Source organism: Mesorhizobium sp. M0227 (assembly GCF_040321855.1).
Taxonomy (GTDB): Bacteria; Pseudomonadota; Alphaproteobacteria; order Rhizobiales; family Rhizobiaceae; genus Mesorhizobium.
Map to the genome: position 1 here is coordinate 94334 of NZ_JAMYSJ010000017.1, position 19605 is coordinate 113938.

Annotated in this window: 18 protein-coding genes, 1 tRNA gene and 1 pseudogene; 9 read left to right on the plus strand and 11 right to left on the minus strand. The window is 64.2% G+C overall.

Features of this window, described 5'->3' with window-relative positions; genetic code table 11:
- Nucleotides 1-65: 65 nt before the first annotated feature.
- A complete protein-coding gene (locus tag NKJ00_RS21995; protein WP_352631115.1) occupies nt 66-1640 on the minus strand; it encodes a phytoene desaturase family protein in 1575 nt (524 codons plus the stop codon).
- A gap of 119 nt (nt 1641-1759) precedes the next feature.
- Here NKJ00_RS21995 and NKJ00_RS22000 point away from each other — a divergent pair, with 119 nt between their 5' ends.
- Genes NKJ00_RS22000 through NKJ00_RS22020 form a run of 5 tightly spaced genes read left to right on the plus strand, consistent with a single transcriptional unit; the run spans nt 1760 to nt 8391 of the window.
- Entirely contained in the window at nt 1760-2551 is a 792-nt protein-coding gene (locus NKJ00_RS22000; RefSeq protein ID WP_023811466.1) for a cyclase family protein, read from the plus strand.
- Nucleotides 2552-2566: 15 nt separating this feature from the next.
- Nucleotides 2567-4138: a phytoene desaturase family protein gene (locus NKJ00_RS22005; protein WP_352631117.1), complete on the plus strand. Its 1572-nt coding sequence runs from the start codon at nt 2567-2569 to the stop codon at nt 4136-4138.
- The gene (locus NKJ00_RS22010; protein ID WP_127270494.1) at nt 4138-4620 is read left to right on the plus strand and encodes a MarR family winged helix-turn-helix transcriptional regulator; all 483 of its coding nucleotides are present in this window, start codon (nt 4138-4140) and stop codon (nt 4618-4620) included. Before NKJ00_RS22005 ends, NKJ00_RS22010 begins: the two co-directional genes overlap by 1 nt.
- Before the next feature lie 44 nt (nt 4621-4664).
- Entirely contained in the window at nt 4665-6818 is a 2154-nt protein-coding gene (locus NKJ00_RS22015) for a thiamine pyrophosphate-dependent enzyme (protein WP_352631119.1), read from the plus strand.
- On the plus strand, nt 6811-8391 hold the full coding sequence (locus NKJ00_RS22020) for an indolepyruvate oxidoreductase subunit beta family protein (protein WP_352631121.1): 1581 nt from the start codon (nt 6811-6813) through the stop codon (nt 8389-8391). The genes NKJ00_RS22015 and NKJ00_RS22020 overlap by 8 nt, the downstream gene beginning before the upstream one ends.
- A gap of 5 nt (nt 8392-8396) precedes the next feature.
- Here the strand turns inward: NKJ00_RS22020 and NKJ00_RS22025 are convergent, their stop codons facing one another.
- The 8 genes from NKJ00_RS22025 to NKJ00_RS22060 all read right to left on the minus strand — a co-directional run bounded on the left by NKJ00_RS22025 (nt 8397) and on the right by NKJ00_RS22060 (nt 13258).
- The gene (locus tag NKJ00_RS22025; RefSeq protein WP_352631123.1) at nt 8397-10133 is read right to left on the minus strand and encodes a sulfatase-like hydrolase/transferase; all 1737 of its coding nucleotides are present in this window, start codon (nt 10131-10133) and stop codon (nt 8397-8399) included.
- Between the two features lie 161 nt (nt 10134-10294).
- Nucleotides 10295-10582, minus strand: coding sequence for a GCG_CRPN prefix-to-repeats domain-containing protein (locus NKJ00_RS22030; protein ID WP_023811460.1), 288 nt, complete (start codon nt 10580-10582; stop codon nt 10295-10297).
- 112 nt (nt 10583-10694) lie between these two features.
- Nucleotides 10695-11150, minus strand: coding sequence for a periplasmic heavy metal sensor (locus NKJ00_RS22035; protein WP_352610780.1), 456 nt, complete (start codon nt 11148-11150; stop codon nt 10695-10697).
- Nucleotides 11147-11593 (minus strand): hypothetical protein, encoded by a 447-nt coding sequence (locus NKJ00_RS22040; RefSeq protein ID WP_127293951.1) that lies wholly within the window; start codon nt 11591-11593, stop codon nt 11147-11149. The genes NKJ00_RS22035 and NKJ00_RS22040 overlap by 4 nt, the downstream gene beginning before the upstream one ends.
- A gap of 86 nt (nt 11594-11679) precedes the next feature.
- Nucleotides 11680-12222 (minus strand): RNA polymerase sigma factor, encoded by a 543-nt coding sequence (locus NKJ00_RS22045; RefSeq protein WP_352550994.1) that lies wholly within the window; start codon nt 12220-12222, stop codon nt 11680-11682.
- A 45-nt stretch (nt 12223-12267) separates the two neighbouring features.
- Nucleotides 12268-12699, minus strand: coding sequence for an EF-hand domain-containing protein (locus tag NKJ00_RS22050; RefSeq protein ID WP_352631126.1), 432 nt, complete (start codon nt 12697-12699; stop codon nt 12268-12270).
- A gap of 163 nt (nt 12700-12862) precedes the next feature.
- A complete protein-coding gene (locus tag NKJ00_RS22055; RefSeq protein ID WP_023811455.1) occupies nt 12863-13051 on the minus strand; it encodes a YodC family protein in 189 nt (62 codons plus the stop codon).
- A gap of 131 nt (nt 13052-13182) precedes the next feature.
- A tRNA-Thr gene (locus NKJ00_RS22060) sits at nt 13183-13258 on the minus strand.
- 330 nt (nt 13259-13588) lie between these two features.
- On the opposite strand from NKJ00_RS22060, the gene NKJ00_RS22065 reads away from it, so the two are divergent.
- Entirely contained in the window at nt 13589-14728 is a 1140-nt protein-coding gene (locus NKJ00_RS22065) for a hypothetical protein (protein WP_352631128.1), read from the plus strand.
- A 24-nt stretch (nt 14729-14752) separates the two neighbouring features.
- On the opposite strand, the gene NKJ00_RS22070 is transcribed toward NKJ00_RS22065, so the two are convergent.
- Nucleotides 14753-16354 carry a cisplatin damage response ATP-dependent DNA ligase gene (locus tag NKJ00_RS22070; RefSeq protein WP_352631129.1) on the minus strand — a complete coding sequence of 534 codons (1602 nt, stop codon included), beginning with the start codon at nt 16352-16354 and terminating at the stop codon, nt 14753-14755.
- A 235-nt stretch (nt 16355-16589) separates the two neighbouring features.
- On the minus strand, nt 16590-17600 hold the full coding sequence (locus NKJ00_RS22075; protein ID WP_352631131.1) for a ligase-associated DNA damage response exonuclease: 1011 nt from the start codon (nt 17598-17600) through the stop codon (nt 16590-16592).
- A 106-nt stretch (nt 17601-17706) separates the two neighbouring features.
- On the opposite strand from NKJ00_RS22075, the gene NKJ00_RS22080 reads away from it, so the two are divergent.
- The 3 genes and pseudogenes from NKJ00_RS22080 to NKJ00_RS22090 all read left to right on the plus strand — a co-directional run.
- Complete coding sequence (locus tag NKJ00_RS22080; RefSeq protein ID WP_352631133.1) at nt 17707-18624, plus strand: class I SAM-dependent DNA methyltransferase; 918 nt, start codon at nt 17707-17709, stop codon at nt 18622-18624.
- 365 nt (nt 18625-18989) lie between these two features.
- On the plus strand, nt 18990-19352 hold the full coding sequence (locus tag NKJ00_RS22085) for a hypothetical protein (RefSeq protein ID WP_352556147.1): 363 nt from the start codon (nt 18990-18992) through the stop codon (nt 19350-19352).
- Nucleotides 19353-19408: 56 nt separating this feature from the next.
- Nucleotides 19409-19525 (plus strand): annotated as a pseudogene (locus NKJ00_RS22090) (GTPase); the annotation flags it as partial.
- Between the last annotated feature and the right edge of the window lie 80 nt (nt 19526-19605).

Here is a 19605-nt window from a genome sequence, read left to right on the forward strand (position 1 = left end):
CATTGGTTCAGGCTTCTCGGGCAGCAGCGCCTTGCCCCTTGTAGCCTCACGGAAATCCTCGGCTCCTACCTCCCGCCAAGCTGTTGTGCGAGCATGAAGCCCGACGCAGCACCGGTGCCGGCGCCCGGCCATGTCGCGGCCCCGGTGAGGTGCAGATGCGCCACCGGCGTGTTGCAGCCGGCATAGCCGCGTGCCGGGCGGAATAAAAAGCTCTGCGCCAGATGATGGCTGCCGCAGACCTGGTCACCGCCGACGAGATTCGGATTCTCGCGTTCGAGGTCGATGGGCGAGAACACCGCCTGGCCAAGGATCTTGTTTCGCAGGCCGGGTGCGTAGGTCTCGATGATGTCGAGGACACGCTCGGCGTAGGCTTCCTTCACCTTGTCCCAATGGTCCGGTGCGATCTTGCCGGCGGCATCGCCCAGGATTTCGGCGGGCAGCATGCGCACCTGCACCCACAGCACATGCTTGCCTTCCGGCGCCCGCGACGGGTCGATCGCCGTCGGCTGGCCGACGACCAGCACCGGTTCGTCCGGCAGCATGCCCGCCATCGCCTGCTGATAGGTGCGCGACATGGCGTCGAGCGAGGGCGACAGATGCACATAGGCGAACTGCCGAAGCTCCGCTCCGGCACGCCAGTCCGGCAGATCGTCGAGCGCCAGATGGATCATCATCGTGCCCGGCGCATAGCGGAATTTCTGCATCGCCGTATCGAAGCCGGCGTCGCCCGAACCATTGGGAAGCAATCTGCCGGTCAGCGCCGTCGGCGCGACGCCGGCAATGACCGCTTTGGTGGCGGTATACGTCTCGCCCGAAGCGAGCCGGACGCCGGTCGCCTTGCCGGCGGAAACGGTGATCTCGGCCACTTCGGCGCCGGTGACAATCTTGCCGCCGGCGGAGGTCACCATGCCCGACAGGGCGCGGATGATGGTGTCGGCGCCGCCTTTGCCCAGCACCATGCCAAAGCTCTGGTTGGCCATTGATTCCAGATAGGGGAACACCGCACCCCCGGCGATGTCGGGCGCGAAGTCGAGATGCATGCCCCAGGTGGCGAGCGTTGCCCTGATATGCAGCGACTGGAAATTTTCCTCCAGCCAGGCGCGGGGCGAGGACAACAGCAGCCGGCCTGTATCGAGCGCCCCAGACATGCCCTTCTTGCGCCACAGGTTCCACGCGATGCCGGCAAGCGCGCGGGCGCTCATCGGCGAGCCCAGCAGCCGGAACAGATGTTCGGCCTCCGCCGGGAAGGCGGCGACCAGCCTGCGCCATGTCGTGGCGTCAGTGGCGGAGAAGGCGGCCATGCGCGCAGTGGTCTTTTCCATATCGTTGCTGACGCCGAACCAGCGTCCGTCCGGGAACGCGCTGGCAAAACAGTCGGCAACGGGCGCGAACTCCAGCCCCTGCGCTTTCAATTCATTTGCATATTTCCGGTGGAAGGCCGAGCCGGCGAACAGGCTCAGATTCATCGCGCCGAAATCGTGGCGGAAGCCGGGAAGGGTGAATTCGCGCGTCTGGACGGCGCCGCCGATCGCTGCGTTACGCTCGAAAATCCCGGTTTTCCAGCCTTTGAGCGCCAAATGCGCGGCGCATGCCAGACTGTTGTGGCCCGCCCCGACAAAGATGGCGTCGAACTCGCTCACGCCTCGTCCCCATTTCCTTTATGCTTAAAGATAATTGCAGATGCATATGTTTTCGTCTAGTAGGATATTAAGGGCCGAGACGAGCCTTGATCATCACACGAAAGAGGGAACTTCAGACCATGGACACGCAAAAACTCCTCGGCGAGGTCGCCGGCCAGCTTCTTTCAGGCGCCATCAAGGTGGTCGACCTGTCGGCGCCGCTCGGGCCGGACACGCCGTTGATCAAGCTGCCGCCGGAACTCGCCGTCGACACGCCGAAGGTCGAGATCCACAACATCTCCCGTTACGACAAGAACGGTCCGTGGTGGGCCTGGAACTGGCTGAAGCTCGGCGAGCATTCGGGCACACATTTCGATGCGCCGCAGCACTGGATCTCCGGCAAGGATTATCCGGACGGCGCCACCGACACCATTCCGGCGCAGAACTTCGTCGGCCCGGTCAATGTCATCGACTGTTCGAAGGAAGCCGCCGGCGACCCTGATTTCCTGCTCACCGTCGACCACATCAAGGCCTGGGAAGCCAAGCATGGCGCGATCAATGCCGGCGAATGGGTGGTGATGCGCACCGACTGGTACAAGCGCAACGGCTCGGAAGCCGAGTTCCTCAACGCCAACGAGACCGGCCCGCACACGCCCGGCCCGACGGCCGAAGCCATCCAGTTCCTGATCAGCAAGGACATCAAGGGCTGGGGCTCGGAGACGATCGGCACCGATGCCGGCAAAGCCGGTGGCATGGAGCCGCCATTCCCGGCGCACACGCTGATGCACAAAGCCAACCGCTATGGCCTCGCCAGCCTTTGCAACCTCGACCAGCTGCCGCCAAAGGGCGCCATCCTGATCGCGGCGCCGCTCAAGATCGAGCACGGCACCGGCAGCCCGATCCGCGCGCTGGCGCTGGTGTCGAAGGGCTAAGCGAAAGCGTTTGCCGTGACCCAGCCGGATCACATCATCGTCGGCAGCGGCATCAACGCGCTGGTCTGCGCGGCGGTGCTTGGCGGCAAAGGGGCGCGTGTGCTCGTCCTTGAGCGCAACGACCACATTGGCGGTTGCATGCGCACCGAGGAGATCACCGCGCCCGGCTTCATCCATGATGTGATGGCGACGACCTTCGTGCTGTTCATCACCTCGCCCGCCTTTGCGGCACTGGGCGCCGACCTTGCTCGGCACGGGCTGGAATTCTGCCACACCGGCACGCCGACCGGCGTGCTGCGGCCGGACGGCAGCCACGCCGTGCTGCGCACCGACCGTGCCGCCAATGCCGCCGCCCTCAATGCGATCGCGGCAGGCGACGGTGACCGGCACGCAGACGATGTCGGCAACATCGAGCGCAATGCCGGCCTGCTGTTCGGTCTGCTCGGCGGCAGCCTGTGGTCCTATCCGACGGCCAAGCTGCTGGCCGGCGATGGCTGGCGGCGTGGCCCGCGCGGCCTTGCCGCCTTTCTCGGCGAGGCACTTGTGCCGGCGCGAAGCTGGCTCGAAAGCACCTACCGGTCGGAGACCATCCGTGCGCTGTGGGCGCCCTGGGTGCTGCATGCCGGGCTTGGTCCCGAAGATGCTTTCTCCGGCCAGATCGCCAGGGTTATCGCCTTCGCGCTTGAGGCGGCGGGCGCGCCGATCGTCAAGGGCGGGGCAAAAAACCTGCTGGCGGCCTTCGAGGCTTTGATCCGGGAACGCGGCGGCGACATCCGCACCGGCGCCGATGTCGCTTCGATCGTTCAAAGCAATGGCCGGGCAACCGGCGTGCGGCTGGCCTCGGGCGAGACGATCACGGCCAACAAGAGCGTCATCTGCTCGGTCACGCCAACGCAGCTCTATGGCAGGCTGCTTGGTGCGGATGCACCCAAAGCCGATGTCGAGGCGACGCGGAAATATCGCTACGGCAAAGGCAATTTCCAGATTCACTACGCCTTGGACAAGCCGCCGGCATGGCGCGGCGAAGGCCTGGACAAGGTGGCGCTGCTGCACCTGGCGCCGGGACTGGATGGCGTCTCGAAAGCCTGCAACGAGGCGACGCGCGGCATGTTGCCGGAAGTGCCGACCATCTGTGTCGGCCAGCCGCATGCGCTCGATCCGTCGCGCTGCCCCCTGGGCAAGGCGATCCTGTGGCTGCAATTGCCCGAGGCTCCCCGCCACATCAAGGGCGACGCCGCCGGCATCCTGCAGGCGCCGGTTGACGGGCAATGGACCGAAGAGTTGCGGGAAGCCTATGCCGATCGCGCCGAGGCCATCCTCGCCGGCCATATCGACGGCTTCAGAGATAGCGTCATTGCGCGTCGCGCCTATTCGCCCGCTGACCTCGAAGCGATGAACATCAATCTGGTCGGCGGCGACCCCTATGGCGGTTCCTCGACCATCGACCAGTCGTTCCTGTGGCGGCCGTTCAAGAGCAGCCGCAACCATCAGACCGGCATCAAGGGCCTCTACCATATCGGCGCCTCGACCCACCCGGGGGCCGGCCTTGGCGGCGGTTCCGGCTTTCTCCTTGCGGGGAGGCTGTGATGGAAGAGAAGGTCACCGAGAAGCGCCAGCGCATTTCGACCCTGGGGCAGATCGGCCTGCAGCAATTCGCGCCCTATCTGATGAACCGCATCATGGGCCGCTACAACGCCACCTTGCGCGACGATTTCCGCAAGCAGGGCCTGACCATTCCGCAGGTGCGCACGCTGGCCGTGCTGTCGGTCACCGACGGCATCACCGTCAACGACCTCTCGGTCTATACGGTCATCGAGCAGTCGACCTTGAGCCGGACGCTCGACTCGCTGGAGGGCCAAGGCCTCGTGCGGCGTGAGCAGGGCGTCACAGACAGCCGCATCCGCCATGTGTTCCTGACCGATGAGGGCCGCGCCGAGTTTACCCGCGCCTGGCCGGCCATGCATGACGCGTTCGAGGCGATGTTCGACGATATCGACGACGCCGAATATTCCGCACTTATCGCCACGCTTTTGAAGATGCTGAAGAACATTCGCAAGCACGACATCTAGACCTACGCGTCGCCAGCCTCGGGCGGTACCGGAAGGAGAAAAAAATGGCCGAACGCTCTTTTGCCAAGGAAGTCGAAAAGCTTCGGCTGGGTGCCGGCGAGGAATTTGCCGGCGAAGGCATCCTCGCCATCACTAAAGCGCTGCTGCAATGCGGCGTCGGCTATGTCGGCGGCTACCAGGGCGCGCCGATCAGCCATCTGATGGACGTGCTGGCCGACGCACAGGACATTCTGGGCGAACTCGGCGTGCACTTCGAAGCCAGCGCTTCCGAAGCCACCGCCACCGCCATGCTGGCCGCCTCGGTGCATTACCCGATCCGCGGTGCGGCGACCTTCAAGTCGACGGTCGGCACCAATGTCGCCTCCGACGCGCTGGCCAACCTCGCCTCCGGCGGCGTCACCGGCGGCGCGCTGATCATCGTCGGCGAGGACTATGGCGAAGGCTCCTCGATCATGCAGGAGCGCAGCCATGCCTTCGCCATGAAAAGTCAGGTCTGGCTGCTCGACCCGCGCCCCAACCTGCCGTCGATTGTCAAGGCGGTGGAGGACGGTTTCGAACTGTCGGAGATTTCCAACACGCCGGTCATGCTGCAGGTTCGCATCCGCTGCTGCCACGTGCATGGCCATTTCATCGCCAAGGACAACAAGCGGCCGCCGATGACGGTCGCCGATGCGCTCGACGCGCCCCGCCGCGACACCGGCCGCATCGTGCTGCCGCCTGCTTCCTTCCTGCATGAGAAGGAGAAGGTGCAGAAGCGCTGGCCGGCGGCGGTCGATTTCATCCGCAAGAACAAGATCAACGAATTCTTCGGGTCGGATCATGGCTCGGTCGGCATCGTCATGCAGGGCGGCATGTACAATTCGGTCATCCGCGCGCTGCAGCGGCTCGGCCTCGCCGATATTTATGGCGACACCGATGTGCCGCTCTATGTGCTCAACGCCGTCTATCCGCTGATCGATGACGAGTTCCTGTCGTTCTGCGAGGGCAAGCAGTCGGTGCTGGTCGTCGAGGAGGGCCAGCCCAACTATATCGAGCAGGCCTTCGCTTCGATGCTGCACAAGGCCGGTCGCGGCACCAGGCTGGTCGGCAAGGAACATCTGCCGATGGCCGGCGAGTATACCGGCCAGGTCATGCTGGACGGCATCGGCGCCTTCCTGCGCGCCGAGGCGCCGCATCTGCTGCCTGGCGAAGTGCGTGCCCCAAACAAGGTCGGCGACGGCGTCGACACCGCCGATTTGATCAACGTCGTTCCAGGACGACCGCCCGGTTTCTGCATCGGCTGCCCGGAACGGCCGATCTTTGCCGCGACAAAACTGGTCGAGCAGGAACTCGGCAAACATCACATCGCCTCCGACATCGGTTGCCACCTCTTCTCGATCATGCCGCCCTTCGAACTCGGCGCCACCACCATGGGCTACGGGCTGGGGCCCGCCTCGGCCTCGGCGTTCAATTCGCCGGATGCCAAGCGCCGCTCGATCTCCTTCGTCGGCGATGGCGGCTTCTGGCACAACGGCCTGACCTCCTCGATCGGCAATGCGGTGTTCAACAAGAACGACGGCGTCATCGTCATCGTCGATAATTTTTACTCGGCGGCCACCGGCGGGCAGGATATCCTGTCATCCCGCGCGGGCAACAAGACCAAGTCGACGAAGCATCCAATCACCGAGGCGGTGAAAGGCATGGGCGTCAAATGGCTGCGCCATGTCGACCGTACCTATGATGTGACCAGGATGCAGGACACGCTGCGTGAGGCGCTGACGACGGAAGAGAAAGGGCCGAAGGTCATTGTCGCCTCGTCCGAATGCATGCTCAACCGGCAGCGCCGCGAAAAGCCGCTGGTCGACAAGGCGATCAAGGGCGGCGAGCGTGTGGTGAAGCCGAAGTTCGGCGTCGATGAGGACATCTGCACCGGCGACCATGCCTGCATGCGGCTGTCCGGCTGCCCGTCGCTGTCGGTCAAGTCGCTCGACGATCCGCTGCGCGACGATCCGGTCGCGCATATCGACCAGAGCTGCATCGGCTGCGGCAATTGCGGCGAGGTCGCCGATGCGGCGGTGCTGTGCCCATCCTTCTATCGCGCCGACGTCGTACACAATCCGAGCCGCTGGGATCGCTTCCTGGAAGCCGCGCGCCGTGCCACCATCAGCCTGTTGCAGCGCCGCCGCGAAAGCCGGCGCCTGACCTTCGCCGATGCTTGACGCTGTCCCGCCATTTCGCGCCCGCGCCGGCGCTCAGGATAGCGAGCGTGTCATCAAGCTCGCCGTGCTGGCGGTCGGCGGCCAAGGCGGTGGCGTGCTCGCCGACTGGATCACCGATGTCGCCGAGCGCAACGGCTTTGTTGCGCAATCGACCTCGGTCGCCGGCGTCGCCCAGCGTACCGGCGCCACCATTTACTATGTGGAGATGGCCCGCGACACCGGCCGGCTGCCGGTCTTCGCGCTGTCGCCGTCGCAGGGCGACGTCGACATCCTGATCGCCGCCGAATTGATGGAAGCCGGCCGTGCCATCATTCGCGGCTTCGTCACGCCCGAGCGGACCACGCTGATCGCCTCCTCGCACCGCATCGCCGCCGTGTCGGAAAAAATCGAGCCGGGCGATGGCCGGGCCTCGTCGTCCAAGGTGCATGCAACGGCGGAAGCCGCATCGAAGCGCTTCATCGCTTTCGACATGGAAAAGATCGCCGCCGCCAATGGCTCGATGATCTCGGCCAGCCTGCTTGGCGCGCTGGCGGGGTCCGACGCCCTGCCGTTCACGCGCGAAAGCTACGAACAGGCGATCGGTGCCGGCGGCCGGGGCGTCAAGGCCAGCCTCGCCGCCTTCGGTGCCGCGTTTGATCGTGCGCGCGGCACGGCAGCACCGGCGCCTAGGCCGGCCGAGCCCGCGATTGTCGAATCTGCCTTGGGCAAAGGACAGGTGAGTGGCCCGCAAAACCTGCTGCAAGGCTGGCAGGCCTTGGCTGCCCGCATCGATCTGTTGCCGGTGGCCGTACGCGACATGGCACTTCGGGGCTTGAGAAAGGTCGTCGACTATCAGGACATAGCCTACGGGCGCGAGTATCTCGACCGGCTGGACGAGGCCGTCGCGTTGGACGGGCCGGTTCAGGGCTATGGCCTGTCCATCGCTGCCGCAAAGCATTTGGCCAATGCGCTGTGCTACGACGACATGATCCGCGTCGCCGATCTCAAGACGCGCTCGACGCGCGACAAACGCGTGCGCCGCGAGGTCGGCGTCAAGGACGGCTCGATCCTGCAGGTGACCGAGTATTTCCATCCGCGCATCGAGGAGTTCTGCGGTACCTTGCCGGCGGGGCTGGGCAGCTACATCGAGGACCGGCCGAAGCTCGCCGCCTTTCTCGACCGCCGCATCAACCACGGCCGCCGCATCCGCACCGACAGTTTTGCCGGCTTTGCCGCTCTGTGGTTCATCGGCGGCCTGCGCCGCTGGCGCCGTAGTCTGCTGCGCCACAAGGTTGAGATCGCGCATCTCGACCGCTGGTACGCGCTGGCGCTCGACCATGTTCGCCAGGACTACGCGCTGGCCGTCGAGATCCTCAACTGCCGCCGGCTGATCAAGGGCTACAGCGACACCCATGTCCGCGCACAGTCGAAATTCGACCGGGTGCTGTCGGCGCTCGACCTGGTCAAGGGCCGCGCCGACGCCGCCGACTGGATCCGCCGCCTGCGCGAGATGGCGCTGAAGGACGAGAAGGGCGACATGCTCGATGGTGCGTTGAAGACGGTGGCGACGCTGGGACCGGATAAAATCGACTGAAATATCTAGCGGGCGTCTACCGATTGGAGCGGCGCCGGCGAACGCAGCGGCGCCGCCTCCGGGAACAGATGCAGCAGCCCTGAATCGACGCGCCGGCGCAGATGCGCGTCCACTTCTGCCCTGTCCTTGCAGCCATGGAACCTGCCGCCGCAATGGTCGCGCAGGCGCACGAGATCGGCCATGACAGGCGACATCGGCAGGCCGGCGGCGTCGAGCAGGCTTGCGCTGAGGAAGCCGACGTCGAGCGGCGCCAGGTCAGGCATCGGATGGCGCAAAGGATGGTTGAAGGTAGTGAGCGTGTAGAAGGTGCGGTAGGCAAGCGAGCCAGGGGTCGCCAAGGCGTCGTCCCCGGCGATCGCGTCGACGAGCGGCTTGGTCGCCGACGACTGGTGATCGCCGAATTCGAGCACCACGGCGCCGCGTTCACCGGCATCCGCTTTCCTCTTGTCGAGGAAATGCTGGAAATCGCCGCGCGCTGCCGCCATCCGGCGCAGATACTCATTGGCCTGGAAATCGCCCGAGAAAGGCTCGCCCTCGACCTTCAACTCGGGCTCCATCCGCCCCTCATAGGGGGAGTGCGAAAACATGGTCTGTATTTCGAGGAACAGCGGCCGGCCGTCTTCCTTGCGGTGCCTGGCGATGAATGCTTCGGCCGCCTGGTAATAAAAGATATCGCGCAGGTGGTAGAAGGGCGCGGCGATGTCCTTGATGTCGAGCACGGTCTCGAAACCGATCGATTTCAGGAACGGCCCTTCATTGACGAACGAAAAGTCCATCGGCGTCATCACGACAGTTCGATAGCCGCAGCGCGCCAGCACCTCCGGCAAGGCGCCGGCGACCTTGTCCTGCAGGGTGATGGTCAAATAGGGGCTTCGCCAGCCGAAATCGGTGGCCGACAGGCCTGTCATCAGCGACAGATTGGTGATCCAGGTGCCGCCGCCAAACGTCTCGACCTGCATCGGATGCGGCGTGCCGGCCCCCGGCGCGAACCTCTGCAGGAATCCCGCGCCGTTGCCGACCTGCGGAAAATAGCCGGGATCGGACTGGCTTTCGCTGAGCACGAAAAAGACGTCGGGAAGATCAGCCCGGTCGCCGCAATCGACCGTGTCGGCCAAAGGCGGCTGTGGCGCGACGGCTTGCAGCCGCTTTTCGAAGCCCGATTCAACAACGAGGTTGTGCAAATCCAGCAGCGAAACGAAGAAGGCCGACATGTGCCGGCCCTGCATGTAGTAGAAATAACGGTCCTTCGAGGCCTCGGCCGGAAAGGTCAGCGGCACCAGAACGACGAGCGCCGCCATGACCAGGACGCGTGCCGATACTGGCCAGCCGATTTTTCGATCGATCCGGAACAGAAGCACCGCCGCCGTAATGCCGAGCACCAGGGCAACAACGACCGGCGCGATCAGATGGAGGTAGGAGCCGAGCAGGAAGCGGTACACTTCCGGATCCTTCGACACGAAGACCGTGTCGTAGAAGTGCAGCGAAAACCCCTTCATCCTGAATTTGATCGCTGACACCACTGTGATGAAAGCGATGCCCATCCAGGCGAGATAGACGGAAAAGACAAGGCGCCCCGAAGCCAGGAAGAGAAGTCCGGCAAGGGCAGCCACCAGCGCCAGCGAGAACGGCACCGACAGCCATTCGTGCTCGGCCCGTCCGGCGGCGAAGACACCGGCTAGGCTGACCACGACCAGCGTCAGCGGATGACAGAGCACCCGCCCAAGGATTTGAAGCTGAGCCACAGATTTTCCCATGAATATGCCTGAGCATAGTTTCGGGAAACTCTTCGATTATTTGCGGGCTGAGAACAAATCTATAGTGAATTTAACCTTAATTCCGGGGATCGCGCTGTCCGCAACGGCGGGACCAGGTTTCACAAGCGCCTGGCCCTACCGTGCTTCGATCAGTAGTGGTGCCAGCGATGCCAGCGATGGTGCGGATGCCAGACGTGGACCGGAGCGTGCCAGTAATGATAGCGCGGGCGCACGATGACGACGCCGCTCGGCACGCAACGTCCCCATCTGTTCGGATGCCAGCCGATGCCGCAGCCCCAGCGGACATGCTCGACCGATGCCTGGGCGGCCGGCTGGGCAACGGACACGATGGGCATTGCGCTGGACGCGGTGGCTGTCACGACCGTTCCGCTGAGGGCCAGCATAGCGGCTGCTGCGTAGTTTTTCAGGCGACTCATAATTGGACTCCGAGTGCTTTCGAGTTTGAAGATGGCCGCCCTGCATGGTGCGATCGGGCAGGCTTGTCCCTTCGCATCGTTAAACGGCGTCTCCGGCCTTTTCCGTCGGTCGTCATGGCGATTTTTTCGGCGCAACGGCGGCGCGGCGTTCCATATGGCGCAGCAATGCCTGTGCCAGCACGCTCCGGTTTTCGTGTGACGTGTTCGCCGCGAAGTCGACAATGGCCTGTTCAAGCCGGCTGCGCACCGTCACATCGGCATTGCGTGCCCGCTCCAGCGCGGCGGACAAGGCGGCCTTGTCCATGACAGGCTGCTGCAACAGGTCCGCTGCCTCCTGCCTCGCCTGCTGGCCATCTAGAATGATCTGCCGGGACTCCACGCGAACCTGGCGCAGCGCCAGGCGGAACGCCTTGCGGTCCTGGTTGGGAAGCTGTCGGCCAGCCGATTCCAGCGAGACACCCGATTTGGCATTTCTCAGCCAGACCGCACCGCCGGCAAATGCGCCTGCAAGAAAGACGTTCAGCACCACGGAAGCAATGACCAGGCCACGGATCCAGCGCGGGCTCATAGGCTTTCCTCACCGTTCTCGGCATCCGGGCCGGCATCGCCAAACGCCGTCACATTGGCATCCAGCACATAATGGTCCGGCTGGACCTCCGGCGTGACGATGGTCACCAGGGCCAGTCCTGCCACGGCACCGGCCAGACCAATGCCGGCAAGTCCAAGTCCCAGCCACCAGAACCACTGACGCCGGCGCTGGACGAGGTGCCGGCCGGCAGCCTGCAGAATGCTGCTGTGCAGTGCCTTGTCCGGGGCGTCGACGCGGTAGCTGTCGAGCAGCGCGTCAAGTGTCCCGGCCTGCCTCAAGATGGCCTTGCCCGCGCCGCTCGCGGCAAAGGCCGTGCCGGCCATTCGCTCAGCCTCGGGCCATCGCCGCAAGTCGCCGCCATAGGCCTGTGCCAAGGCGGCAAAGCGCCTGGCATCCATTTCGTTTCTGGACCCTTCAGCCATGTGTCTCCTCCTTGCCGGTCGGCGCCGAGCGCCAGGCGGCACCAGCAAGGCGCAATGGCCGTAGTGCGTTGGTGCTTGCCCGGTGCTTACTCATCGGCGCCATCCCCCGCCAGGATCGCCTGCAGCGACCGCCGGCCGCGCGCAAGCAGGCTCTCCAGGGCATCGACGCTGATCTGCAAGGTCGCTGCCGCCTCGATATTGGACATCTCCTGATAGTAGACCAGAACGATCGCTTCGCGCTGGCGCGGCGCTATGGCTTGCAGTGCCCGTTCGACCCGAAGCGCGTCCTCTTGGCGAGGGGCGTCGGGAAGTGCCGCAGGGTCGACCACGTCCGGCAGGTCGCCGGTCACCCACTCGCGCCTGCGACGCAGCCGGTCGTAGCAAAGGTTGAGCGTCACCCGGTGGATCCAGCTGTCGAAGCGCGCATTGCCGCGCCGCCAGCTCGCGGCATGGCGCCAGATCCGCACGAAGGTTTCCTGCGCGACATCCTCGGCCTCCGCCGCATCGCCGAGCATGCGCACGGCAAGCGCCAGGATACGCGGCAGCTTGCGCGCGACGAGCGTTTGCACGGCTGCGGGCTCGCCGGCGCCAACACGGCGAACCAGCTCCTCGTCCGGATCCGCAGCCATCAGTCGGCGCACTCCCGATATTCATCGCGCGTCATTGCCTCTTGGTCATTGGCCCGGCTTGGGAGCGGTTTTGTGGCCCGGCAGTTCGTCGGCCGTTAAAATGCCGTCGGCATTCTTGTCCAGCCGGGCGAAGCGCTTGGCGAAGAATGCATCGAGTTCGGCGCGATCGATGAAGTCGTCATGGTTGGAATCGATCCGCGCGAAGGATTTGGCGGCGTCGCCCTTGGCGTTGCGCTTCGTCTGAAAGGCCTCCCATTCCAGCAGGCTGATCTTGCCGTCGCCGTCGGTATCGGCCGCCATGATCGCCTTCTCGCGCCGCTTCTGGAATTTGGCCAGCGTGATGTCGGACCTGATCCCCGAAGCGCCTGGCGCGGCAAGTGGCGCGGCCGTTGGCGGTGCAGGCGGCGTCGCTGCCTGGGCGAAAGCCGCAACGGTCTGCAAACTCAAGGCAACGACTGATATCGAACGACTGATCATGTTGTGCGTCTCCAGGTTGGCGCGACGCAGACGGCTTGTGCCGCCATCGCGCTTCAACCGTTAAACGCCGCGACCCGGAAAATCCGTCGGTCGCACGTGCTGATCCGTTCATGCCCGGACGACAGAGGGTGCCCATCTCGACCTGTTCGGGATGAAAGGAACTCTAGTCCGACTGGTCGGCCGCAATCAGTTGTTCGGGCTTGAACCCGGCATGTTGCGGGGTCCACACCTCGCCCTCGCGATTGAACCAGTGGCACAGATACATGCCCGAGGCTGCGCCATCGCTGATCGTCATCCTGGGGCCTCCGGATTTCAGCCTGACGACGTCTCCGGTCTTGAAATTGTTGGGCATTTTTTGACCTCCCATGCTGAGGCCATGAGTTTCACACCAAACCGGGGTCTCGACAATGGCAGATCTGCCAGGCCGGCGTCGCAATCCTTTGCACCAGCCGCGAAGGGGCAGACTACAAAACGGAGGAGGAATGGTGCCGCTTAGGTGACTCGAACACCTGACCCCCGCATTACGAATGCGGTGCTCTACCAACTGAGCTAAAGCGGCCCAGGAAGCCAAGGCCTCCAAGATGCGGCGGTGATAGACGCAACCGGGCGCGAATTCAAGATGCGACTTGGCAATTCCTGCGTCGGCGTCATGGCACCCTCGAAAGCCGGCCGCCGCTTTGTCCGCCAGTCAATCGCCAAGGGAATGCGGCGCACGGTGCGTGCGCTCCCTGTGCGCGAAATCGGCGAAACATGCTGATTTTGTTGCCGGAACAGCGCCGGAATGGACTTTGCACACCTCTGCGAGGCAGAATACGCCGCTCGCCCGTTGATTGATTGGTCGCCTGCGGCTAACGATCACGGCAAGGTTGGCAAAGACAGAGGGACCTGCTTGGACGCGATCGAAAAAGCGATCCGGAACGCCTTGGAGAAAGGCAATGCCGAGGACCGCGCGTTCCGCGAGAGGGTCTATCGCTCGGCTTTTGCCGCGCTCGATCGCGCGCTCCAGGCCAATCCCGGTGTGACCGTCGAGGTCGCCATCAAGCGCCGCAAGGCAATCCAGGCGAAAATCACCGAAATCGAATCCGAGTTCCTGCCGGCGGTGCCGGATGTCGGCCAGCAGGGCGATGCACCGGCGGTCGAACTCGGAGCGGACTCGGCGCCCGCGGTCGAAACCGGCCGACAGGCATCGTCCCCCGATGTCGTCGTCGACGGACCCGTGCAATCCGCTGCCGATGCGCCGCGCTCGCGCGTTCTGCCCGTCGTTCCCGACATCATGCCGGACGCCACGCTTCCCGATGCTCCGGCCATCGACATGTCGGTTCCGGCCTCGGCCGGCGCGACGACGGAAGTGGCGCCCGACCGCGATGAACGACGCATAAGGGGGCGTCGCCTGCCGCTGACCGCCATCTTCCTGACCGTGACACTGCTCGCCGCGATTGGCATCGGCCTGTTCTTCGCCGTGCAGACCGGCGTGTTCAAGACATCCGCGCAACTCGACACCGCCCCGCCGCAGGCGCCGCCGACCGTCGAGGACGACGATTTCACACCGGCCGACGGCGGTCCGGCAAAACCCGGCGCCGCGGACCAGGCGCGCGACTGGATCAATGTGTTTTCGCCGGCCGATGCATCCCATGTTAGCGCGCCGTCTGACGCCAGGGCCGAGGTGATGAAGGACGATACCGGTTCGTTCCTGCGCATCCGTTCCGGCGCGTCCGGTTCGGCGATCAGTTTCGACGTCGGACAAGGCGTGCTGGAGAAGCTGGCCGGCAAACATGCCGTGTTCGACATCATTGCCCGCTCCGAAGAAGGCAAGGAGACGCAGATTTCGGTCGACTGCAATTTCGGCGAACTCGGCGACTGCGGCCGCAAGCGCTATGCGGTCGGCCAGCAGCAGAACGAATATCTGTTCGACGTTCAGTTTCCGGATAAGCGCCCGGGCTCGGCCGGCACCATTGCCATCAATTCCGACTTCGACAAGCAGGGCAAGGCCGCGGACATCTACGAAATCCGCGTTTCAATCGAGCCATAGCGCACCCCGCACCGAAAGCGCGGATTAGCGATCGAGCAGCGCCTGCAGCGTCTCGATGCGGTCGGCCTCGTTGGCCGGCTTGTCCCAGCGCAGCCGCGAAATGCGGGGAAAGCGCATGGCGACGCCGGATTTGTGCCGGGTCGAGCGGTTCAGCCCTTCGAAGGCGACTTCCAGCACCAGGCCGTTGTCGCGGTCGGCCCGCACCGAACGCACCGGCCCGAAACGCTCGATCGTGTTGTCGCGGACATATTTGTCGATCTGCTTCAGCTCCTCGTCGGTGAAGCCGAAATAGGCCTTGCCGACCGGCACCAGTTCCTCCTCGCCTTCGGCACCTGTCCAGACACCGAACGTATAGTCGGAATAGAAGCTGGAGCGTTTGCCGTGGCCGCGCTGGGCATACATCAACACCGCGTCCACCGTGTGCGGATCGCGTTTCCATTTGAACCATGGACCTTTCGGGCGGCCGGCGACATAGGCTGAGTCCCAGCGCTTCAGCATGACGCCTTCGATGATTGGATGCGGCGGCGCCCGGCGCAGCTCCTCCAGCGTTTGCCAATCCGTGAAGTCGACGAATGGCGAAAGATCGAAACGGCTGGGATCGAGCGTCCCGACAAAGCTTTCCAGCCGGCCGCGCCGCTCGCGAAACGGCAGCGCGCGCAAATCCTCGTCGCCGACCTGGAGCAGATCGTAGCAGCGCATGAAGGCCGGGTATTGCTGCTGCATCTTCGGCGTCACCGTCTTGCGATTCAGCCGTTGCTGCAGATCCGAGAATGTTCCCGTCTCCTCTCGGGGATCGCCGACAAGCAGTTCGCCGTCCAACGTTGCTGAAAAATGCATGGCCTCGGCGAGATCGGGAAAAGCACCCGAAACGTCATCGCCGGTGCGCGAATAGAGCCGGCGGATACCGCCCTCGGCCACCGCCTGGACACGGATGCCGTCCCATTTCCATTCGGCGGCATAATCCGCCGGATCGAGCTTTTCGAGATCGCCGTCGCCAACCGGGTTCGACAGCATCACCGGTCGAAACAATGCCAACGCCGTGTTCCTGGGTTTTTCGGCCTTGCCTTCCAGCCACGCGAACAGCGCTGTGTAAGGCGGCGACAGCCCGTGCCAGAGCTCTTCGATCTCGGCGATGTCGACCTTGCCGAAATCCGCCAGCGCCTGTTTGGCCAGCCGCGCCGACACGCCGATGCGCAAGCCGCCGGTGACCAGCTTGATGATGGCAAAGCGGGCCGAGATGCCGGCGCTGTCGAGCAGCCCTGCCAGCACCTTCGGTCCGTCGGAGCGGCTCGCCGCCTGCAGTCTGGCGACGACCTCGCCAAGCGTCGGCTCGCGGTTCGCGATGTTTCCGGGCGTTTGCGGCCAGACCAGCGACACCGTTTCGGCGAGATCGCCGACATAGTCGTAGGAATAGCCGAACAGCACCGGATCCATGCGTTCGGTGACCAGCATGCGCAGCATCGCCGGCTTGACCGCGGCAATGTGGAGATCGCCGGTGATGGCAGCCAGCGCCAGCCCGCGGTCGGGATCCTCTACCGTGCGGAAATAGTCGGTCAGCAAGGTCAGCTTGCCGTTGCGCGACGGCGTCAGCACCAGGCGGTCGAGTAGTTCGGCGAAGCGGTTCATGGTGACACTACTGGATGGGCTTGGCACTTCGGCACACCCCCCTCTGTCCTGCCGGACATCTCCCCCGCAAGGGGGGAGATTGGCAGCTTCGATGCCAGCACTCTCCTTGCGCGGTTGGTGATTAGCGAAAGCGGCGGTGACATCTGATCTCCCCCCTTGCGGGGGAGATGGCCGGCAGGCCAGAGGGGGGTGTGAAGGATCGCGGCGCCGGTGATTGGTGGATCAGCAACTAGCATCAATCGCCCTCGTCCTCGTATCCCACCAGATGCAGCGGCCGGGCGGCGATGCCTTCGAGTTCGCACCAGCGCACCAGCGCTTCCTCGCGGCCATGCGTCACCCAGATCTCCTCGGCTCCGGTCTCCTTGATGGTGGCGGTCAACTCATCCCAGTCGGCATGGTCCGAGATGATCAGCGGCAGTTCGACGCCGCCTTGCTTGGCGCGCTGGCGAATGCGCATCCAGCCTGACGCGAAGCACGAGATCGGATCGGGAAAGCGCCGCGCCCAGCGGTCGGCGAAGGCCGATGGCGGGCCGACGACGATGGCGCCGGTAAAATCATCCTTGCCCCCGCTTTCGACGGTTGCCGGCTCCAGTTGCCCAAGGTCTATGCCTTGGCTCTGGTAATATTCACTGAGCTTGGCCAGCGCGCCATGGATGTAGAGCGGCCTGTCGTAGCCGGCGTCGCGCAACAGCCGCATCACCCTTTGCGCCTTGCCCAACGCATAGGCGCCGACCAGATGCGAGCGCTCGGGGAACTGCGCTGCCGATTTCAGCAGGCGGGCGATTTCTTCTGTGTCGGGAGGATGGCGAAACACCGGCAGGCCGAAGGTCGCTTCGGTGATGAACACATCGCACTGGATCGGCTCGAATGGCGCGCAGGTCGCGTCTCTCTGCCGCTTGTAGTCGCCGGAAGCGACGATGCGCGTGCCCTGATGCTCGACCGCTATCTGCGCCGAGCCCAGCACATGGCCGGCTGGATGGAAGCTGACGCTGATGCCATTGAGTGCAATCGTCTCGCCGAGCTGTGCCGCTTGCGTCGCGCCAGCGAAATTCTCGCCGTAGCGCAGGCCCATAATGTCGAGCGTCTGCCGCGTCGCCAGCACCGAGCGGTGGCCGGAACGTGCGTGATCGGAATGGCCATGCGTGATCAGTGCCCGGTTGACCGGCCGGACCGGGTCGATGAAGAAATCGCCCGGCGGGCAATAGAGGCCCTCGGGCCGGGGATGGAGCAGGTCGCTGGCGCGCATGGTCTCCAAGATAGGATATAATTCCGCGGCGGGAAGCCTGTTGTAAGTCACTGCTGACTCCCGCATAGAGCACCGCCGGCTCGATCCGCCGGCAGGACCCATCGCCATGAAACCGCTTCAGGCCTCGTCCGGCGACTTGAACGCCGATCGCCGTGCCGATTATGCCGAGATGCTGCACGCGGATGGCGATCATGCGGCAGCGGCGGAATTGCTGCTCGGTGCGCTGGAAATGACGCCGCAATGGGCGATGGGCTGGTTTCGCCTCGGCGAGATGCAGCAGGCGGCGGGCGCGGCGGATCTGGCTGCACAGGCCTGGACGATGTCGTTGCAACTCGATCCATCGGATCGTCAAGGCGCTGCACTCAACCTGCAATTGATCGGCAAGGCGCCGGCGCTCGACGCGCTCCCCAGCGCGTTCGTCGAGACACTGTTCGACCATTATGCCGAGAGCTTCGACGAGTCCCTGGTCGGCAGGCTGGGGTACCGGCTGCCTGAGATGCTCGACCAGGCCATTCGAGCGGCAAGGCCAGGTCGCTTCGCGCTGGCGCTCGATCTTGGCTGCGGCACCGGCCTGACGGGACAGAGGCTGCGTCCGATCGCCGACCGGCTGGAGGGTTATGACATTTCGGCCAGGATGCTGAGAAAGGCGCGGGCCAAGGGCGTCTACGATTTCCTTGATAAGGCCGATCTGCGGAATTTTCCCTATGCCGGTCCGAAAGCCGATCTGGTGACGGTGGCCGATGTTTTCATCTATGTCGGCGCGCTGGACGGCGTGGTGAAGACGATTGCCGGCTTACTGGCCACGGATGGCCTGTTCGCATTTTCCGTGGAGACGCTGGCTGGCGATGGCGATTTCGTGCTGTTGCCGTCGCGCCGCTATGCGCATGCGCAACACTATGTGCGCGAGGTCCTGGCCGCCAACGGGCTTTCGGTCTTGTCACTGGAACCAACCGTGATCCGGCAGGATCGCGGGGAACACGTCAACGGGCTGGTCGTTGTGGCCGGGGCTCCGAACTCCGCCTAGCAAAGACCTGACGACAGCCAGTTCGGCGGTGTCCGCCGTTTTTGCCGGGCAGCGCGATAGGAATTTTTTCTTGACACCATGCCCTCAGCTATGGTACATTTTGGCCCATGGTGCTGATTTGTGCCAGTCACCCGCCGCACAGGCGGGTTTTTCGTTGATGCTCCGTCAGCCACGCGCCGGCCAAGGCTCCGAAGGAACCCGTTGCCCCGACCTCGCAGCCCTGCCGTTGTGGCAGGCAAGCTGCCGGCGGAGGGGTCCGTCGCCGCCTCGCAAACATTCTTGCTGTGAAAAAGTCCGATTTGCATGCGCGACTAATATTTGCGATCTGCTCGCATCAGGGTGGGATATCAGGAGGAGCATAGTCGATGCGCTGGAACATGATGATCTTGGCCTCTTGCCTGCTGACCGCCGGCTGCGTCGGCGGCACTTCGATGTCGGAACAGCAGGATGCGAACGTCCAGTCCTCCCTGCAATATGACAACGTGCCCTGCGACCAGTTGCTGGCGCAGCGCAACGGCTTGGCGCAGCAATACAACCTTCCGACGAGGGCCAAGCCGACCTTCTCCAACCCGGCGATGGGCTTCGGCCCGTTCACGCCTGACATGCGCTCCAAGGCCAAACGCGATACCGACAAGGCGAGCGGCGAGATCGATGCCATGAACCGGTCGATCGATCGCCGCGAATGCGGCCAGCCGGACAAGCAGAAGAAACTCGCCCTGCCTGGCTAAAGATCCGAGGCCGCCACGGGTTGAGAATCGCAGGCAACAAACCAGGGCACGATCGGATGCATCTCTCGGAGCTCGGAGACCGGATATGTATCTTGGGGCCGTCCAACAGTGGCAAGTCGACCCTCGCCAACGCGATTGCCCGCAAACGTGATCTGGCGACTATCCATCTAGAGCGATTCCTATTTTGAGAGAATCGTAGGATTCCCAAAGCCGGATGTTTGTGATTCAAGATGCTGGCTGGATTGGAGGCCAG